The sequence below is a fragment of the Candidatus Thalassolituus haligoni genome (assembly GCF_041222825.1).
Classification (GTDB): Bacteria; Pseudomonadota; Gammaproteobacteria; order Pseudomonadales; family Oceanobacteraceae; genus Oceanobacter; species Oceanobacter antarcticus.
On sequence record NZ_CP139482.1, the window covers coordinates 2,075,763 to 2,093,169 of the forward strand.

Below are 17,407 nucleotides of genomic sequence, written 5' to 3' on the forward strand. Positions count from 1 at the left end.
CCATGCATTCGTGCGCGAGTGTTGCTGGATGTCAGAGCAAGGCGGCGAATGGAGCAAAATGACGAGTCCTTTTCAAATTCGCCAACACCGTTCTGGCTTGCAGTAACACTCGCCCAAAACTGGCACCAGATTAAGATGTCCTTTTAGCTGAAGACTACCTGGATATTGGTGTTGGCTAGCAAGCCTTCCTTGCCGAACTCTACACCTATGCCAGAGCTCTTTATACCGCCAAACGGAGCGTTCGGCTGGATCGCGCCGTGTTTGTTGATCCAGACTGAACCGCACTCCATTCGGAAAGCAATGTTTTTGGCGGCATTAATATCAGTACTCCAGACTGATCCACCCAAACCTGTCGGATTATCATTGGCAGCGGCAATAGCATCATTAATATCACTGTAAGGAATGATAGGTAAGGCTGGTCCAAATTGTTCTTCACGTACCAGCGGGTCATTCGGGTTGCTGGTGGCAATCAGGGTGACCGGGAAAAACAGCGTATTGTTATCACTCACCGGACCGCCGGTCAGCAGCTTTCCACCCTGATTGACGGAATCCTTTACCAGTTGATTCACCTTATTGAACTGCATCCGATTCTGGATGGGGCCAAGCTCGCTGTCCTGGTGGAAGCCGTCACCTACGGTAACGGTGCTGGCAAACTCTGCCAATGCCGTGCACACCTTGCTATAAATGGACTCGTGGACGTACAGACGTTTCAGTGCGGCACAGGTTTGGCCATTATTGAGAAAGGCCCCCCAGAACAGCCCTGGCGCAATCTCTGTAGGGTCGGAATCAGGCAACACGATACCTGCATCGTTACCTCCCAGTTCCAAGGTCAGTCGCTTCAGGGTTTCAGCTGACGATGACATGACTTTTTTGCCAGTTTCAATACTGCCAGTAAATACAATTTTACCTATCTGTTCATGAGCGGACATTGCGGCACCTAACTCATCACCGCCGGTAATACTATTTACGACACCGGCTGGCAGAACTTCGTTCATCAGCTCGATCATCCTTAGAGTCGATAAAGGTGTGAGTGGTGATGGCTTGCAAACTACGGTGTTACCTGAGCGAATGGCTGGAATAATGTGCCAGACGGCAATCATCAATGGCCAATTCCATGGGGTGATCGAACCGATAACGCCGATGGGTTTACGGTGCATTTCAACCTTGCCAGTTTCATCATCCTGCAGCACTTCTACAGGCATCTCCAACGATGCAGTGTACTGTGTCCAAGCGATGGCACCGCCCACTTCAAACATGGAGCCAGTGCCCTGCATTGGTTTGCCTTGTTCGGACGTTAGAATAGTTGCCAGCTCTTGATGGTGCTCTTCAAGCTTGGTTGCAATAGCTTGGCAATACTGTTGGCGTTGCTGGTCTTCAATAGCTGACCAGACAGGAAAGGCCGCATGAGCAGCGGCAACTGCTTGCTCTAGGATGGTTGTATCTGCCTTTGGGGCATGGCCCGCTATTTCTGTCGTGGATGGGTTAAAAACCTGGAAGCTTGCGCTGATGTCGGCAGGAATGCCGTTAATGTAGTTATCGAAACGATACATAAGCTTTCTCTTTTTATTGGGTTGTATATGTTCGATCGTTCGCTGTGGTTGTAAGCGACAGTGTCACCCTGTTTATAGCAAGAATACTGTGTGGCTAATACTAGTTTGGCAGTGGTGCGAAACCAACTGGCGAAAACAACCAATCAATTGCCGCCAAAGTATTAGTCGGGGCGGTAGCGCTTACGGTAGGCTGCTGGCGTCAGACCAAAACGGTGCTTGAATCGAGTGCAGAAATGGCTGCTATCTACAAAACCAAAGCTGTAACCAACGGCAGCGATTTTTTCAACATGAATGGCTGTTCTCAACTCTCGAGCACAAAAATCCAGTCGACGATTTCGAATATAAGTCTTTACACCTCCATGTTCTGTAAACAGCCGATACAGGGATCGCTGGGAGAGGCCTGCCTCGGTGGCGATACATGCCGGAGTCAGGGTCGCATCAGTAAGATGTGCGTCAATCAGACGCTGAAGTTTGTCAAATTGACGCGCCTGAACGTAATTGCCAGGGAATTTTTCTCTTTGTAGTGGGGTCAGCAAAGAACTGATTGCATCTAGAAAAGCGTCGCTTTCCAGCATGTTCAAAGAGGGGTTTTGTCCCAGCTCCTGCATTAGGCTATTGGCCAGCCGGGTCATGGGAAGCTGCGCATGCAGCCGTTTTGCTGTAGGCAGGGGGTGATTGTGTTGATTCTGATTGCTGATGTTGCGAGGCAAAATGAGCGAAATTTGCTGAGACTGATTCGTGAATACCAGTTCAAATGGCAGGCGACTGTCTAGCAGATAGATATCACCGCAAGCGAGTTCACTACGGTTGTCGGCCTGTTGTATCTGGGCGCAACCGTTCAGCTGGAACACCATAAAATAATGGTCGTTTAAGTCTTCCTGAATATCGGCGTCCGTTCGGAATAGGCGGCAGTGCTGGGTTTGCACATGACTGAATTTGAGGCTGCCACTGTAATACCCCTTGATGGTACCGCTGAATGGTTCGCCCGCAGGTTCGGCCTGAAAGCGACCGCAGATGTTGTTAATATCATTCAACCAATGGTCAAACTGTTCGGACGTGTGGGCTTGGGTGGTCATATTCATTTGCACACTCCTAAGTGGTGATTGTGCTGGGGCGTTGCAGGGGTTAATAAATCCCTCAAGCTGCGGAAATTGAATTTTCCGATACCTTAGGGGTGGATGTATTAACACCTTCAACTCCTAGTTCGTTCTTTGCGATTGATGAGCTAAAGGGGGCATCTATTTAATCCTGCACGGCTCTGCGCGAGTGTTGCCGTTGTTCAGGGCAAGGCGGCGAATGCAGCGAAAGGACACGTCCTTTTCACATTCGTCAACACCGCACTGGACGGCGGCAACCTGCGCCCTGCGGGGGCTGCCGGATGATCTCGACTCTGTGTCGCCGACGTTTGACTTGACCCGTCAGGCCTGCAAGTCGGCTTCGTGATTCGGAACCATCCGGTAGCCCAGAGTGAGCACCGGATTAAATAGATGTCCCCTAAAGATACTGGAGGTAGAGTTTTATTTTTTATCACATGGTTAAAATAGTTTTTTTCATTTCAAGTATCAAGGCTTGAAGGGACGAAAATCTCTTCAGGGCTGCTCTCGGTAATCCCTCATCTCTGATAGACGTTATTTTTGCATTTTAAATGGCCAGAATAAATGCCCTTTCGCCTGGTTTCGGTGTTTTTCATTAAGTGCTCGGTTGGTCTCTGTCTGTAGGTCATTAAAAATAGATACTAAAGTTTATTGTTTTTATGGTGTTTTGCGTTCTATTCTGTTGCAGCGAAGAAGCTAGGTGCAATTGCTAGCTGGATCGGATAATAATAACAGCAGCAGCGAGAGCAGAAAAATTATGTAGATACTTTCTGTACCAATGAAACGATGGTAGTGCATTTTCTCATCAAAGAAACATTGATGGTTGGATTTTACAGTTCAGTGGCGAAAAAGTTGATTTATAAATATGGAATTACGGTCGGTGCTGTAAATTGTCGAGAATGAATCATAGGGATCACTTAGAGGACGGATTTTTTTGATATTACGCCGGTCTATCTGGTTGTAACAATTCTAGGGTTTATGATTAATTCTTAAATCATATTTTTCAGTGGAGGTGGGTGATTAAGGTTGGCCTAATGAATAGGAGTTATGATGGTGCAATTTCAAATTATGAATACTATCGAGAGCGCCACATGTTACTGGTGAGATCATTAATGGGAAAAACACTGCTTAGACAAGAGATAGGTGTTGGAATTAGTGGATGCCCATCTGGTGATTTGGCACCTTGCCTTGTTATTGGTTGTATTTACTTTTTATCAATCGAAGATTTTCAGAAGGTTTTTTCTGGTTGTGGTGATAAAATATTTAATGATATTTCGAATTATACCAATATGAAGCCACTGATTCAGGTAAGTGATTTTGATCGTTTTCTGTGAGCGGTTGAGATTTTTGGTAATTTATAAGTAAAAATTTATTGAGTTTTCTGGAGGTGGTTGCGGCAATTGATCAATGTTATTCCTTTTTTATTTGGTGGGCTTGAGTTATGGAAATAATGCCTGGTGTGTCTTGATTTATCCAAATAATAATTAAATATTTACTAGAAATTACGATCAATTTAAAGACTGGTTGTCAACCGGCGGCCAATAAACTCTTGAATAAAAAAACCGGAGAACTGATATGAACAACACAAAACCTCTAGCAGGGCTCGTGATTATAGCTATCCTAGGTATATCCATGACTGCTAGGGCAGAGAATTCACGCTGGGGAGGCTATTTGGGTGCTGCCTACGTAAGTTTTGATACTGACGTCACTGCTTATGCCGGTGGAATAGAAGTGTCGGGGGGGAATGCTGACACAACCAATAACATCGGTTTGGCGTTTGGTGTCACTTACGACATATCGCCGCAATGGGTTGCCAAGCTGGCATTAGGCCTTCCTATGACGACCAAGTTGACCGGGGTGGGAGCGCTGGAATCTGCCGGCGAATTGGGCAAAGTCAGCTATGGTCCGGCCATTCTATCGGTAAGTCACTATTTTAATACTAATAGTATGGTAAAACCTTACCTTGGTGTTGGTTATAATTATACCCTGATTACAGATACTGAAGACGGTTTTATATCTGAGTTTGAGGTGAATGATGCGACTGGAGCAGTTTTAGTCGCTGGTTTGAAAGCGATGATTAGCAATAGGCTTGAGCTGATTATAGATATTAACAAGGTGTTTCTTAAAACCACTGCAACAGGTACTTTGCCTGCCATGGGGGGAGCAAGAGCCGATGCTGATATTCGTTTGAATCCGACAATTACGACTGTCGGGCTGAGAACTCATTTCTGAAATCTGGCTTCATTCCCTGAGGACGTCTCGGAGTGTAGGACTCATGCTCTTCCATTCAAGTGCGCTTCTCAGTCCCTTAATAATAAGCGGATGAAGGGGAACTGTTCTGATGACTTAATGATTCCGGACACTCTTCAGGGGCAAGCCTGCTACCTTGGGAGTGTCTTTTGATTGAATATACTCAAGTCATAAACTCTACTCCTTTGCCAATCCGACGACAGAATCTTTTCCTTGAGTTTGCAGCATGGCGGCAATAAACAGCGTTGCCGACCGTGCCAGGGCGTTGAGGTCGTAGCCACCTTCCAGAATGGCGAGCCATGGGATGTTGCGGCTCTGGCACTGGTTGCAGATCCATTGGCTGATCCAGGCGTAGTCTTGCTCTTCGAAATTGAGTTCGGCCATAGGGTCGTCCTTGTGGGCATCAAAGCCAGCCGATACCAGGATAAGCTCTGGCGCAAAGCGCTTCAGTGCCGGTGCCCAGTGCTCTTCGACGCCTTGGCGGAAGTCTGTGCCGGTGGCACCTTGAGCCAGGTGGACATTAATCAGGTTGGTATATTTGTTTTGCTCATAGTGGGTGTAAGGGTAGAAGGGGTGTTGAAAGCTGGATAGCAGTAAAAAACGCTGGTCATTCTGCAATATATCGATGGTGCCATTACCTTGGTGGGCATCAAAATCCAAGATTGCGATGCGTTGCAGGTGATGAACGTCGGCGGCTCTGAGTGCGGCGATGGCGGTGTTGTTAAAAAAACAGAAGCCCATGGACTTGCCCCGTTCGGCATGATGTCCGGGTGGGCGGATCGCGGCAAACGCATTGCGATGTACGTTTTTTATGACGTCATCGAGAGCCTGCGTGGTGGTGCCCACAGAATAAAGCGCGGCTTCCAGGCTGCCTGAAGACATCAGGGTGTCTTCATCGATCATGATATGACCCTGTTCCGGCTGGATCAGATGCAATTCATTAACATAGGCTTTGTTGTGTGCCCGAAGAATATCAGGCAGGTGTGCGGATCGACCTTCGTGAATGGTCAGTTGATCCCACAAGCCTGTTTTGTGAAGAATTTGCTCCAGTGCCAGAATTCGGCTGGCATGTTCAGGGTGGTCTTCGCCTGTGTCATGGCCAAAGTGCTGGTGAAACGCGTAGTATCCTGTGCTCATAAAGACATATTTCTGCTGTTTTTATCAGTGTATCTAGCCGTTACACTCAGGCCAACTCAACTAAAGGATCACAATACATGGGTACTCGTTCCCTCGAGTTGTTCTTTCGGCCCAAAGTGATTGCTGTGATTGGTGCTTCCGAGCGTCCCGGCAGTGTCGGAGGAGCGATTGTTCGTAACCTGCTTAATGGTGAGTTTCCTGGCACCATTATTCCGATCAATACCCGTGGTTATACTCAGGTTTACGGGGTGCCTGCCCTGAGTCGGATCAGTCAATTGCAGGAAACCCCGGATCTGGCGATTATTTGCACGCCCGCAGAAACAGTGCCCAAGGTGCTGAAGCAGCTGCATGGCAAGGGGGTGGGAGCGGCGTTGTTACTGACCGGCGGCATCGCCAGAACCCGATCCTGGCAGTATCGTCCGGCATCGGATCGTCTTGAGCAAGTCATTCAGCAAACCCGCATTCGTGTATTGGGGCCAGATTGTCTTGGATTGGTGGTGCCGTGGCGAAAACTTAATGCCAGTATGCTGCATGTTCCGGTGCGTGCCGGGAATATCGCCTATGTAGGTCAATCGGGAACCCTGGCCTCTGGCGTAATGGATTGGGCCTTTAGTCGTAACGTTGGATTCTCCCACGTCATGACCTTGGGGCGTAATCAGGATGTCAGTTTTTCGGATCTGATTGATTTTGTGGTGCAAGAACCTCACGTTAAAACGATTCTGGTACAGCTGGATGAAATCGGTTCTGGCAAGGCGCTGGTGCGCTCGCTACGTGCCGCATCACGTCACAAGCTGGTGTTGGCGGTAAAGAGTAACCGCTTTCAGGAAAATCCACTGAACCGGATCGGTACTCCCAAGGGATTACGTAGCCGGGATGCGCTGATCGATGAAACCTTGGCACGAGCCGGTGTGCTGCGGGTAAACGATACCGATGAAATGTTCCACTGCGTGGATGCGCTCCGGCGGCAGCGGGGATCTTTTGGGCCAAGGCTGGCGGTGGTTGCCAATGGTCGTGGCCCGGCCATTCTGGCGCTGGATCGGCTGTTGCAAGACGGTGGGACACTGGCCAGCCTGTCTGACGAAACCCGTACTCACCTGCGTGGTTTGTTGCCGGAGTACGTCAAAACCGATAACCCGCTGTTGCTGAATCCGGAGCTGCAACCGCAGCAGCTGGCGGCGGTTGCCAATACCCTGCTGGCAGACAAGCAGGTGGATGCCTTGCTGGTCATCTATATTCCCGGCCTCGGAACTGATGCGCTGGCCAATGCGCAAGCGTTGGTAAAAGTGGCCAAAAATTTCAACAAGAGTGTTATCACCAGTTGGATTGGTGAATTTTCGGTTGAAACATCGCGGGATTTTTTTGACGAGCAAGGCTTGCCAACGTTCGATACCCCGGATAATGCCATTACGGCGTATATGTACATGGTACGGCATCAGCTGACTCAGGAATTACTGAAAGAAACACCCGAAAGTCTGGAGATACCGATATCCAATGCTTATATGGATGTCGACAAGGAGATTCTCGACAATCATCGGCCTGGCGACTATTTATGGCCGAATTATGCCTGGAAGCTGCTCAAGGCTTACGGCTTCGCGTTTGCGGAAAACCGCTATCGAACGTCATTGTCGGAGCTGCTGGAGGCGGCACCGGACATACCTGATCCGTGGGTGTTGCGGGTACATCACCGTGATTACCTTTATCCCTTTGCTTATGGACGTAATCCGCGAGAGCGGATGCGCAGTGTGGTACGGAATATCCAGTCGCTGGATGAGTTGATGGAAGGTGCGGAAAAGCTGGAGACTGAAATCGCCGAGCATTTTCCCAAAAGCCCGGTACTGGGGTATACCGTTCAGACCATGCACCGAGCCCTCGATAATCTGCAGTTTTCATTCGGTATCGGTCGCGATGTTGAAATCGGCCCTTATCTGTTTTTTGGCGGTGGTGGAACAACCGTTGATACTCTGGTTGATCGTCAGGTGGCACTGCCGCCGTTAAATGCCAATCTGGCGGAAAAACTGATCAAACGCAGTCATTTCTACGCCGTGTTACAAGAACGCTCCGATAATATTGAGCGGGAGCTGGTGACACTGGAGCGCTGGCTAGTGGCGCTATCGCATATTGCGCTGAATCATCCATGGCTGGCCGCGCTGGAGGTGAATGCCATTCGGCAACGGGTCGGGCATTACATTGCCATTGGTATTGCGGGTGAAGTCGGCCATCCGGTCAAAAGTGCCATCATGCCTTATCCTAAAGAACTTGAGTCATCGTATCAGGGGCGCAGTGGTACGCATTATCAGGTGCGACCCATTCGGGCAGAGGATGAGCCGTTGCTGGAACGTTTTTATGGTGGTTTAAGCGCGGAATCATTACGACTGAGGTTTTTTGGCGCCCGTCGCCAGTTTGATCACAGCGAGTTGGCGCGTTTTACCCAAATTGACTACGACCGGGAAATGGCCTTCGTAGCCTGTATTGATGGCCGGTTAATGGGCGTGGTACGGGCCTGGATTGATCCGGATGATGTGGCGGGAGAGTATTCGGTTATTGTCGACGATCAATGCCGGGGCGAAGGTTTGGGTAAGCAACTTATGCAGATTATGATAGATTACCTGACTAATCGCGGTGTTCTGCAGATGTTCGGTACAGTGCTTCCACACAATCAGGGAATGTTGAATTTGAATCGACGTCTTGGGTTCACTCTTCGTCACAACCACGAAGAGGGCGTTGTCGAAGTGACCAAAAATCTGAATCCGCTAAAGTATGCCTGGCAACGAAATCGTATGTATCCGGCGTGAACAACTTGGTACTATTCGGCAAAAATGAATCATCATAAGTGCAGTTTGTTGCTTGTGAGTTAATAAATAGCGAGGTTAACCTTTGATTTCTGTGTTGGTAGTCGATGATCATGAGCTGGTGCGCTCAGGGATCTCAGCATTGCTGGCTGACGCAAAGGGAATTGAAGTCGCAGGACAGGCTGAAAGTGGTGAACAGGCAATCCAGTTTGCCAAAGACCATGAGCCGGACGTTATTCTGATGGATGTTCAGATGCCAGGTATCGGGGGGCTGGAAGCAACCCGAAAGATTACTCGCAGCTTTAAGGATATTCGTGTGATTGCGGTGACTGCCTGTGATGATAATCCTTTTGCCCAGCGTCTGTTACAGGCAGGGGCATCGGGCTATATTACCAAGGGTGCTGATGCTGACGAGATGATCAACGCCATTATGAAAGTGCATCGCGGGCAGAAATACATCAGTACCGAAATTGCCCAGCGTATGGCGTTGAAGCCATTTCAGGAGAGTTTTCATAATCCGTTTGATGATCTGTCCGAACGGGAAATGCAAATTGCCTTGATGATTGTTAACTGCCAGAAGCCGGCAGCGATTGGAGAAAAGTTGTTCCTCAGCCCCAAAACCGTGAACAGTTATCGTTACCGGGTGTTTGAGAAGCTAGGCATCGACGGCGATGTTGAACTGACCCGTCTGGCGATTCGTCACGGGGTGATTGACGCCAACAGCGGTAGCTGAATGTCCGGGTTTGATATTTCAGCGTTTCTTAAGACGCTGACCCAACGAGCGGGTGTTTATCGGATGTACAGTGCTGATCAACAGCTACTGTACGTCGGCAAGGCCAAAAACCTCAAGAATCGGGTTTCCAGCTACTTTCGTTCGCGGGGACTGAATACCAAGACGGTAGCTTTGGTGTCCGGTATTGATTATATCGAAGTCACGGTCACCGCCAGTGAGGCCGAAGCGCTGCTACTGGAACAAACACTGATCAAGCAGCATCGTCCGCCGTATAACATCCTGCTGAAAGACGACAAATCCTATCCCTACCTGCACTTGTCAGATCATGCCTTTCCCTTGCTGGCTTATCGTCGCGGCAAGCGATCCAGTCGTGGTGGTCAATACTTTGGGCCTTATCCCAATTCGGCGGCCGTGCGTGAAGCGCTGAACTATTTGCAGCGTTTGTTTCTGTTGCGTTCGTGTGAAGACAGCTACTTCAATCATCGCAGTCGCCCCTGTTTGCAGTACGAAATAAAACGCTGTTCGGCACCCTGCGTCGGCCTTGTTTCTGAGGAGGATTATCGCCGGGATATTTATCACGCCTCGCTATTCCTTAACGGTCAAAACCAGCAGTTGATGCAAAATCTGCAACAGCAGATGCTCGATGCCTCAGGGGGGCTGAATTTTGAGCGCGCGGCGGAAATTCGTGATCGTATTGAATTGTTGCGCCAGGTGCAGGAGAAGCAGCGCGTCGATAGCGGCAACAAGGACGCCGATGTGTGGGCGCTGCTGGAATATGAAAATGTGATATGTATCCACCGTCTGGCTTTTCGTCAAGGACGCCTGGTGAGCAGTAAAAATTATTACCCTGATAATCCGGCCGGGGAAGAACATGCGGACTTGCTGCTTGGCTATATTGGCCAGTTCTATCTGTCCGACTTCGCTGCCGAAGGGATGCCTGCGGAATTGATTGTGGATGCCGCAGCCGATGAGATTGCTGTTGTGCAAGAAGCACTTCGGCTGCGGTTCGAACGTATTGTACGTCACAGTCGGGGGGTGCGTGGCGAACCGCGACAGTGGCGTGCGATGGCAGAAGATAATGCCCGCTCTGGAGCACAGGCTAAAATATCAGGCCATCAGGTGGCCCGGAAAAAACTGGCTCAGGTGGCTGAGTTGCTCCGACTGGTTCGCCCTCCTGCGCGAATAGAGTGTTTTGATATAAGTCATTCCAAAGGCGAGGCAACCTATGCATCGTGTGTGGTATACGATCATGAGGGGCTGGCGAAAAAACGGTATCGGCGTTTCAGTATTCGGGGGGTAACACCGGGTGATGACTATGCGGCGCTGGAGCAGGCCGTTACCCGTCATCTTACCCGTCTGAAGGAGCAGAACGATCTGCCGGATTTGTTAATGGTCGATGGTGGTAAGGGGCAGGTGGCACGTATACAACAGGTGTTACTTGAACTTGAAATATCGACCGTCGCGTTGTGGGGTATCTCTAAGGGAGAAACTCGCAAGTCCGGTTGGGAATTTCTGTGGGAAGCCGGGGCGCGACAACCTATAATCCCCGACGCTCACGATGACGGGTTTCGGTTGTTACAATTGGTGCGTGATGAGTCGCATCGCTTTGCCATTACCGGTCATCGCAAGCAGCGGGCAAAATCCCGTGGTCGATCTGAGCTGGAGGACTTGCAAGGTGTAGGTCCAAAACGCCGACGAGCTTTGCTGTTGCACTTTGGTAGCCTGAAAAATATGCGTGGTGCGCCACGAGAAGAAATCGCCAGGGTGCCGGGCGTTAGTCAGAAGCTTGCAGATCAGATTTTTGTACAGTTGCACGGTGAGTAGTGGCCTGATGGAGCAAACAGGTCGTTGGAGACGCAAGGTGGCGTATCAAGTTGAAACAGGTATGGTGTTATGAATGTGCCCAACATGTTAACTGTTGGCAGGATTGCGATGATTCCTCTGATGGTGGTCAGTTATTACTGGCTGGGCTGGGGAGGAAAAAGCTGGGCTGCCGTGTTATTTGCATTGGCGGCTATTACTGACTGGTTTGATGGCTATCTGGCTCGCAGGTTAAACCAGGCAACGCCTCTGGGTGCCTTTCTTGATCCGGTGGCGGATAAGCTGATTGTTGCTGCAGCACTGATGGTGCTGGTTGAGGATTACGCCGTTTCATGGATGACGATCCCGGCGATGATTATTGTTGGCCGGGAAATAGTGATCTCGGCCCTGCGTGAATGGATGGCAGAGCTGGGCAAGCGTGCCAATGTGGCAGTATCCATGTTGGGTAAAATCAAAACGGCGTTGCAGATGATCTCCATTATTTTACTGTTGGCATCTCGTGAGCATCCAGTGCTCGAGTGGGTGGGTGTTGTGTTGCTGTATGGTGCGGCGGCGCTGACATTATGGTCGATGTTGATCTATCTGAAAGCGGCATGGCCGCAACTACGAGGTGCGTGAAGCGGTGAGGATTTGGGTCTAAGTGGTTAAAATCTAAGAAAAAGATTGACAGTATTTTTGTTTGATATAAAATGCGCCCCATCTTTTGCGGGAATAGCTCAGTTGGTAGAGCACGACCTTGCCAAGGTCGGGGTCGCGAGTTCGAATCTCGTTTCCCGCTCCATTTTCTCTTCATGAGAATGTGGTCAAAAGAAAGGATCTCAACATCAGTCACCCAGGCACTGGATCTGAAGTTTGTTTTTCTTCGGTTTTCTTCGCTCTTGATGAGAACTCCCGGCGCGATAGCAAAGCGGTTATGCACTGGATTGCAAATCCACGTAGGCCGGTTCGACTCCGGCTCGCGCCTCCAAGTTTCTAACAGGCATCTGACATAAAAGCAGATACCTGTAATCGCCTGTTAGCCCGGGTGGTGAAATCGGTAGACACAGGAGACTTAAAATCTCCCGACCTTACGGTCGTGCCGGTTCGATTCCGGCTCCGGGCACCAATATTCATGCGCCTTTCAGCGAAAGTACCCACTAACATTGCTCAAAGATAAAAAAAGATAAAATATTTTTTTCACAAACGTAAAATATACAGTATGTGAATCCATACAGTATCGCCATCAACAGTTACAAAAATCCTTCACTCATGCGCCCCAACGACAGGCACTTTCCTGTCATAAATAGTCACCTGACTTTGTGTCTTGTGACCACTGAATTTCTGCTTGTCACCCTCCCAGCCAGAATTTCTTGCCAGTTGGTATTCGTCAATTGATCGAGCCTCCATATCCAGTTGTAATGGTTCTTCTTTTCAACATTCAAACAGGTGATTTAAATGTCCTTGCAGGATTTGTCTGTGCTGGCCGGCATGGTTCCGAACGACTCCAGGCCACCCGTTGAACTATGGCATCCAGAACATTGCGGCGACATCGATATACGCATAGATAGACGTGGCGATTGGTACCATGAAGGTGGGCTGATTGGACGCCCTGCGTTGGTCAGGTTGTTCGCCAGTATTCTGCGCAAGGATGGCGAGGACTATGTTTTGGTAACCCCTGCAGAAAAAATGCGTATCCAGGTCGAGGATTTGCCATTTCAGATTGTTTTGCTGGAGCGTGATGGTGACGCCATTCATGCGATTACCAATGTGGGGGATACGCTCACGCTGGGATTGAAGCACCCCTTACAGTTGTCCGAGGTCGGCGGGCAGCCGCTGCCCTGTGTTGAGATCAGGGCGGGGTTAATGGCGCGCTTTGGTCGTAATGCCTATTATCAGCTGGTCGACTGGGCAGAAGAGCGAGCTGGACGCTATTGGGTGACGAGTGCAGGGCAGTCATTTGAAATTGGCTGAAACTGGCCCGACGGGTTTTATTGTTTGGCTCTTGGCGCGGTAAGCGTCACTGGTGAGCGTCTGGTTGGGCGTGAATTTTGTCGCTCTCGCGAGGGCAGTGGCTTTCAGCCGCTGATCGATCCAGAACAAGCCTCCGGTCACAGGATCGAACGGGTTGAACAGATCATTACTGTAGCGTGTTCCCAGCCAGGCAGGCAGCCTGGCCCATTGCCAGGCCAGATATTGGCTGACACCTTGCTGATTTTTATCCTGTTTCAATTCAATGTTACTTGCCCCTGTTGATTTCTCTGTTAGCCAGGCTATGTACTCCGCAACCGTCGTGTCATTCAGTCCATCCAGTGTGACCCAGGCGAGATCAAAGGTTCTGGTTTTCAGCTGTTCCAGCAATTCCCCCTGGCTCAGCGGCAGATCGTTGATCTGATATCCCTGGGTTTTGAATACATCCAGCTGTTGCTGTAAAAATGGGCTGCTGAGCGAGCCTGTATGGATCAGCGTCAGGATGGTTTTTTTAACGATGAGCTGCAGGTGTTGTTTATTGATCAGTAATGCAGACGTCGGCTGTGCACCCTGGAAATAGTGCCGATACCGGGTGATGGGGCGTTGGCTAAGCAATTGCGTGACCACTGGGCTATCCCAGTTCTGTTGGCTGTTGAGCGCCAGCGCATCCAGATCTCCGCGTTGCAGTAACTGGTAGCTGTCTTGCAGGCTTTTGGTGAAGCGAAGCTGGATTTGAGAGGCATTAAAACGGTTGGCGAATTGTGGCAGTTGGTCTCCCCACCATGGGGTGGTGCGGTTAATAATTAATCTCTCTGAGGGTATTACTTCGGTGATGCGATAAGGGCCAGAGGTTGGCTCAGGACGCCAGTCGTATTGCCTTGGCCATTGCAGGTTGGGTTGGTGGAAATGTTGGGCCGTGGCGCGCAAATCAGATATCTGAAGTAATGTCTGCTTGGTAACAGGCGCAGTAGTGATCAGACTGAAGCGTTGCTGATCATGAATTTCAATGCCGCGAATACATGCTCGTAGCGAGTGCGCCTGCCAGGGGGTTTTGTTGGCGGAGTCAGAGAGGAATTGCAGCGTGAAGGCGATGTCACCGCTGGTAATCGGGGTGCCGTCAGACCAGAGTGCAGCGGGTGTCAGCTGGTAGGTGATTCGATGATCTGCTACTGCCCACTGGCTGGCCAGCATGGGAATGGGCATGCCGGTTTGCGGATGGCGGGCCAGTAGCGGTAATTGCAGATCGGCAAGTAGTTGGCTCAACTCGCTTGGCGTTTCTGGGCCAAATCGGCGCAGAGTCGATGGTTTTCCCTGAATCGACAAGCGGAAAATGCCACCGGACGCTGCGGTCGGGTCACCCCAAGGGGTGGGCGTCGGTGTTTGCCACTCAAGCGTCTGCGGGGCTGGTGCGTACGTTACCGTAATAACCCCATCGGCGTCGGCAATTTGCGTTGCGTTTGTGGTCAGTGGGCCACACAGCAACCCGATACAGCACAGGCTGACAAGGGTGTGCCAGATGATGAGGCCGCCAGTCCGCAGGGGGTTCTGGCTCTGGTGGGAAGTGTAGAAGCTGCCTGGCATATTCCCTCCCTGTTTGCTGAATGGATCCTTCAGCGCACCACGTTAACATGGAGTAATAATTTCTGCCCTGGGTACAGGTATTTATTCCGGGTGTCGTTTGGATTCCATTTGCGAATGTCGGCAATGGAAACCCGGAAACGCCCCGCGATACTCGCCAGTGAGTCGCCGCTGCGGACGCTGTAGGTTACCTTGCGGATTTCTTCGCGAGCTGAACGCGCAGCGGTATTTTTACCTTGAGGCACCCAAACGGTCAGTTTTTGACCCACACTGAGCGGGTCGCCAGGTGCCATGCCATTCCAATGGGCTATGTCGCGTGCGGTTACACCGTACTTGCGGCCTATTTCCCAGAAAGTGTCACCCGGGTGTACGGAGTAGGAAACCTTGCTGGTGTTGCCCGGCTGGCGTTGCGCCCTGGTTCGATCGAGGCGCTGTGAAAGGCTCTGGGAGTATGCCTCCTGGTTCTTGAGAGCGGCGGGAATCAACAAGATCTGCCCGACCCGAATGGTGCTGTTATGCAAGTTGTTGGCTTCTTTGATGACATCGGGTGTGGTGCGATAGGTACGACTGATCAGTTGCAGGTTATCACCGGACTTGACGGTGTAGCGATGCCATTGCAGGCGTTTGGATGGCGGTAAATCAGCCAGTGCCAGTTGCAGTTCCTGGCGTTTGTCGACGGGTACCAATACCTGGTGTGGGCCGTCGGGACGGGTTGCCCAACGATTAAAACCCGGATTCAAACGATAGATTGCTTCCAGATCGGTATCTGACATTTCGGCCACCTGGGCAAGATCAATCTGGCCACCAGTATCAACCACTGAAAAGAAGGGGGTGTTACTGACCGGGCTGAACGGGATATTGTACTTTTCCGGGTATTTGAGCAGCTGGGCCAGAGCTAATAATTTGGGCACATAAGCTTGTGTTTCTTGTGGCAGATCCAGTGACCAGAAGTCCGTAGGTTTGCCTGCTTGCTGGTTGCGACGAATGGCACGACGAACCGTGCCCGCTCCCGAGTTGTAGGATGCCAACGCCAGCTGCCAGTCGCCATCGAACTGGTTGGCCAGGTTGCTGAGGTAATCCAGAGCAGCATTCGTGGCCGCCCTGATGTCGCGCCGACCGTCGTACCACCAATCTTGCTGCAAACCGAAATACTTGCCGGTTGAGGGGATAAATTGCCATACCCCGGAAGCTCGGCCATGGCTATAGGCAAAGGGATCGAATGCGCTTTCAACGATTGGAAGCAATGCTACCTCGCCAGGCATCTGTCGTGCTTCGATTTGCTCGGCAATGTAATAAATGTAGGGCTCGGCGCGTTGAGTCACTCGCTCCATATAGGTTGGATGTTTGACAAACCAGTCGCGTTGTTCCTTGAGACGTGGGTTATCTAGCTCCAGCTGTAAACCGAAATTGTCCAGCAGGCGAGGCCAGACATCATCAAAGTCTGCAGTGGCGGGTTGCTCCTGCCAGTGCTCTGCAATAGGGATGGCCGTGGCGGTGGTTTGATAGCTCGTGTCTTCCGGGATAACAGGCTGGCTGACACAAGCACTGAGAAAAAAGGAAGCAAGCAGAACAGGTAGTGCAGGTAGAGAGAGAGGGCGCATGTGCATACAATGTCGATAGAGTCGCGGCACAGTCTAGAGATTGCCGCATACGCTGGCAACCCGATCGCAGACGTTGCCGGCAGTGATTTGTTTGCGCGGATTATTCCGGCGGGAGTGTTATGGGTATCCGGATCAAATCCGAGGTGTATCAACAGTGGGTCAATTCAGACTCTGCACGGCGGCTACTGGCGCTTGAAGCCGGCTGGCTGAGAGAGGTTGTCGCAGACTTTCATGGTCAGCATCTGCTGTATACCGGGGTGGACAATACGCCACGGTTTTTGAAGCGGGCACGACTGCGGCATTACTTCCGGATGGCACCGGTTTGGGCCAAGGGCGTTGATTGTGACGCCCGCATGCAGGACGACGCCTGGCCTTTGGCTAACGAATCAGTGGATGTTGTAGTGTTGCAGCATGGCCTGGATCTGTCTGCCCGTCCGCATCAAATGATTCGGGAGGCGGCCAGAGTGCTGGTGCCGAGCGGTTATGTGGTCGTGGTCGGATTTTCACCGCTCAGTGTTTTTGGAGTGCTGCGGCGCTGTTTTACCCTGTCTACTCGCCTGCCGTGGGTGGTTAATAGCGTTGGTGCTTCACGCTTGAGTGATTGGCTGACGCTACTGGATTTCAAGGTGGAGTCGGTCACGCCGGTGGCGCACTTGTGGCCATTGCGGCTGCTGTCGGAAGGATCCAGTCGCCGCTTCGATCGGGTATTGGCTGGCAATCCCTGGTTGCCAGCCAATGCCTATATCATGGTGGCACGCAAGACGGTGGCCGGGATGACACCCATTCGGCCACGGCGCTGGCAATTGAACACGGACTTTGGCATGGCTGTCCCGGCAGTTCGGGTGGCAGGTGGTACACTGCCGCCAGCGAAGAGCAGTCAGTTATCATCAGATTAAATTGGAATACA

The 17,407-nt window shown here is 50.9% G+C and carries 14 protein-coding genes and 3 tRNA genes; 12 read left to right on the forward strand and 5 right to left on the reverse strand.

What is annotated here, in order from left to right; all coding sequences use genetic code 11:
- Positions 1-143 precede the first annotated feature (143 nt).
- Complete coding sequence (locus SOJ49_RS09280; RefSeq protein WP_369857938.1) at positions 144-1,550, reverse strand: aldehyde dehydrogenase family protein; 1,407 nt, start codon at positions 1,548-1,550, stop codon at positions 144-146.
- Positions 1,551-1,711: 161 nt separating this feature from the next.
- Entirely contained in the window at positions 1,712-2,740 is a 1,029-nt protein-coding gene (gene feaR / locus SOJ49_RS09285; RefSeq protein WP_369857939.1) for a transcriptional regulator FeaR, read from the reverse strand.
- 106 nt (positions 2,741-2,846) lie between these two features.
- Between feaR and SOJ49_RS09290 the strand changes: the two genes are divergently transcribed.
- The 3 genes from SOJ49_RS09290 to SOJ49_RS09300 all read left to right on the forward strand — a co-directional run bounded on the left by SOJ49_RS09290 (position 2,847) and on the right by SOJ49_RS09300 (position 4,876).
- Complete coding sequence (locus tag SOJ49_RS09290) at positions 2,847-2,993, forward strand: hypothetical protein (protein ID WP_369857940.1); 147 nt, start codon at positions 2,847-2,849, stop codon at positions 2,991-2,993.
- Positions 2,994-3,678: 685 nt separating this feature from the next.
- Positions 3,679-3,978, forward strand: a complete 300-nt coding sequence (locus SOJ49_RS09295; protein ID WP_369857941.1) for an EthD family reductase — start codon at positions 3,679-3,681, stop codon at positions 3,976-3,978.
- Positions 3,979-4,219: 241 nt separating this feature from the next.
- A complete protein-coding gene (locus SOJ49_RS09300; RefSeq protein ID WP_369857942.1) occupies positions 4,220-4,876 on the forward strand; it encodes an OmpW family protein in 657 nt (218 codons plus the stop codon).
- A gap of 195 nt (positions 4,877-5,071) precedes the next feature.
- Here the strand turns inward: SOJ49_RS09300 and SOJ49_RS09305 are convergent, their stop codons facing one another.
- Positions 5,072-6,031: a histone deacetylase family protein gene (locus SOJ49_RS09305; protein ID WP_369857943.1), complete on the reverse strand. Its 960-nt coding sequence runs from the start codon at positions 6,029-6,031 to the stop codon at positions 5,072-5,074.
- 77 nt (positions 6,032-6,108) lie between these two features.
- On the opposite strand from SOJ49_RS09305, the gene SOJ49_RS09310 reads away from it, so the two are divergent.
- The 8 genes from SOJ49_RS09310 (at position 6,109) to SOJ49_RS09345 (ending at position 13,324) form a co-directional block, all read left to right on the forward strand.
- Positions 6,109-8,823: a GNAT family N-acetyltransferase gene (locus tag SOJ49_RS09310; RefSeq protein ID WP_369857944.1), complete on the forward strand. Its 2,715-nt coding sequence runs from the start codon at positions 6,109-6,111 to the stop codon at positions 8,821-8,823.
- A gap of 82 nt (positions 8,824-8,905) precedes the next feature.
- On the forward strand, positions 8,906-9,553 hold the full coding sequence (uvrY, locus tag SOJ49_RS09315) for a UvrY/SirA/GacA family response regulator transcription factor (RefSeq protein ID WP_369857945.1): 648 nt from the start codon (positions 8,906-8,908) through the stop codon (positions 9,551-9,553).
- A gap of 63 nt (positions 9,554-9,616) precedes the next feature.
- Positions 9,617-11,377 carry an excinuclease ABC subunit UvrC gene (uvrC, locus tag SOJ49_RS09320; protein ID WP_369857946.1) on the forward strand — a complete coding sequence of 587 codons (1,761 nt, stop codon included), beginning with the start codon at positions 9,617-9,619 and terminating at the stop codon, positions 11,375-11,377.
- A 69-nt stretch (positions 11,378-11,446) separates the two neighbouring features.
- Positions 11,447-11,992 (forward strand): CDP-diacylglycerol--glycerol-3-phosphate 3-phosphatidyltransferase, encoded by a 546-nt coding sequence (gene pgsA, locus SOJ49_RS09325; RefSeq protein WP_369857947.1) that lies wholly within the window; start codon positions 11,447-11,449, stop codon positions 11,990-11,992.
- Between the two features lie 87 nt (positions 11,993-12,079).
- Positions 12,080-12,155, forward strand: a tRNA-Gly gene (locus tag SOJ49_RS09330).
- Positions 12,156-12,267: 112 nt separating this feature from the next.
- A tRNA-Cys gene (locus tag SOJ49_RS09335) sits at positions 12,268-12,341 on the forward strand.
- A 51-nt stretch (positions 12,342-12,392) separates the two neighbouring features.
- Positions 12,393-12,479: transfer RNA gene (locus SOJ49_RS09340), tRNA-Leu, on the forward strand.
- A 329-nt stretch (positions 12,480-12,808) separates the two neighbouring features.
- A complete protein-coding gene (locus SOJ49_RS09345) occupies positions 12,809-13,324 on the forward strand; it encodes a DUF1285 domain-containing protein (protein ID WP_369857948.1) in 516 nt (171 codons plus the stop codon).
- Here the strand turns inward: SOJ49_RS09345 and SOJ49_RS09350 are convergent.
- On the reverse strand, positions 13,307-14,902 hold the full coding sequence (locus tag SOJ49_RS09350; RefSeq protein WP_369857949.1) for an ABC transporter substrate-binding protein: 1,596 nt from the start codon (positions 14,900-14,902) through the stop codon (positions 13,307-13,309). The genes SOJ49_RS09345 and SOJ49_RS09350 overlap by 18 nt on opposite strands.
- Before the next feature lie 29 nt (positions 14,903-14,931).
- Positions 14,932-16,500, reverse strand: a complete 1,569-nt coding sequence (locus SOJ49_RS09355; protein WP_369857950.1) for a LysM peptidoglycan-binding domain-containing protein — start codon at positions 16,498-16,500, stop codon at positions 14,932-14,934.
- Positions 16,501-16,619: 119 nt separating this feature from the next.
- On the opposite strand from SOJ49_RS09355, the gene SOJ49_RS09360 reads away from it, so the two are divergent.
- Positions 16,620-17,396 carry a class I SAM-dependent methyltransferase gene (locus tag SOJ49_RS09360; RefSeq protein WP_369857951.1) on the forward strand — a complete coding sequence of 259 codons (777 nt, stop codon included), beginning with the start codon at positions 16,620-16,622 and terminating at the stop codon, positions 17,394-17,396.
- The last annotated feature ends 11 nt before the right edge of the window (positions 17,397-17,407 follow it).

Excerpts from the sequence above, each read along its gene's own strand:
- SOJ49_RS09355 (WP_369857950.1), bottom strand. The coding sequence starts at position 16,500 with ATGCGCCCTCTCTCTCTACCTGCACTACCTGTTCTGCTTGCTTCCTTT.
- SOJ49_RS09345 (WP_369857948.1), top strand. The coding sequence starts at position 12,809 with ATGTCCTTGCAGGATTTGTCTGTGCTGGCCGGCATGGTTCCGAACGAC.
- pgsA (WP_369857947.1), top strand. The coding sequence starts at position 11,447 with ATGAATGTGCCCAACATGTTAACTGTTGGCAGGATTGCGATGATTCCT.
- SOJ49_RS09290 (WP_369857940.1), top strand. The coding sequence starts at position 2,847 with ATGCAGCGAAAGGACACGTCCTTTTCACATTCGTCAACACCGCACTGG.
- SOJ49_RS09295 (WP_369857941.1), top strand. The coding sequence starts at position 3,679 with ATGAATAGGAGTTATGATGGTGCAATTTCAAATTATGAATACTATCGA.
- SOJ49_RS09305 (WP_369857943.1), bottom strand. The coding sequence starts at position 6,031 with ATGAGCACAGGATACTACGCGTTTCACCAGCACTTTGGCCATGACACA.
- SOJ49_RS09280 (WP_369857938.1), bottom strand. The coding sequence starts at position 1,550 with ATGTATCGTTTCGATAACTACATTAACGGCATTCCTGCCGACATCAGC.
- SOJ49_RS09310 (WP_369857944.1), top strand. The coding sequence starts at position 6,109 with ATGGGTACTCGTTCCCTCGAGTTGTTCTTTCGGCCCAAAGTGATTGCT.
- uvrC (WP_369857946.1), top strand. The coding sequence starts at position 9,617 with ATGTACAGTGCTGATCAACAGCTACTGTACGTCGGCAAGGCCAAAAAC.
- SOJ49_RS09360 (WP_369857951.1), top strand. The coding sequence starts at position 16,620 with ATGGGTATCCGGATCAAATCCGAGGTGTATCAACAGTGGGTCAATTCA.
- SOJ49_RS09300 (WP_369857942.1), top strand. The coding sequence starts at position 4,220 with ATGAACAACACAAAACCTCTAGCAGGGCTCGTGATTATAGCTATCCTA.
- SOJ49_RS09350 (WP_369857949.1), bottom strand. The coding sequence starts at position 14,902 with ATGCCAGGCAGCTTCTACACTTCCCACCAGAGCCAGAACCCCCTGCGG.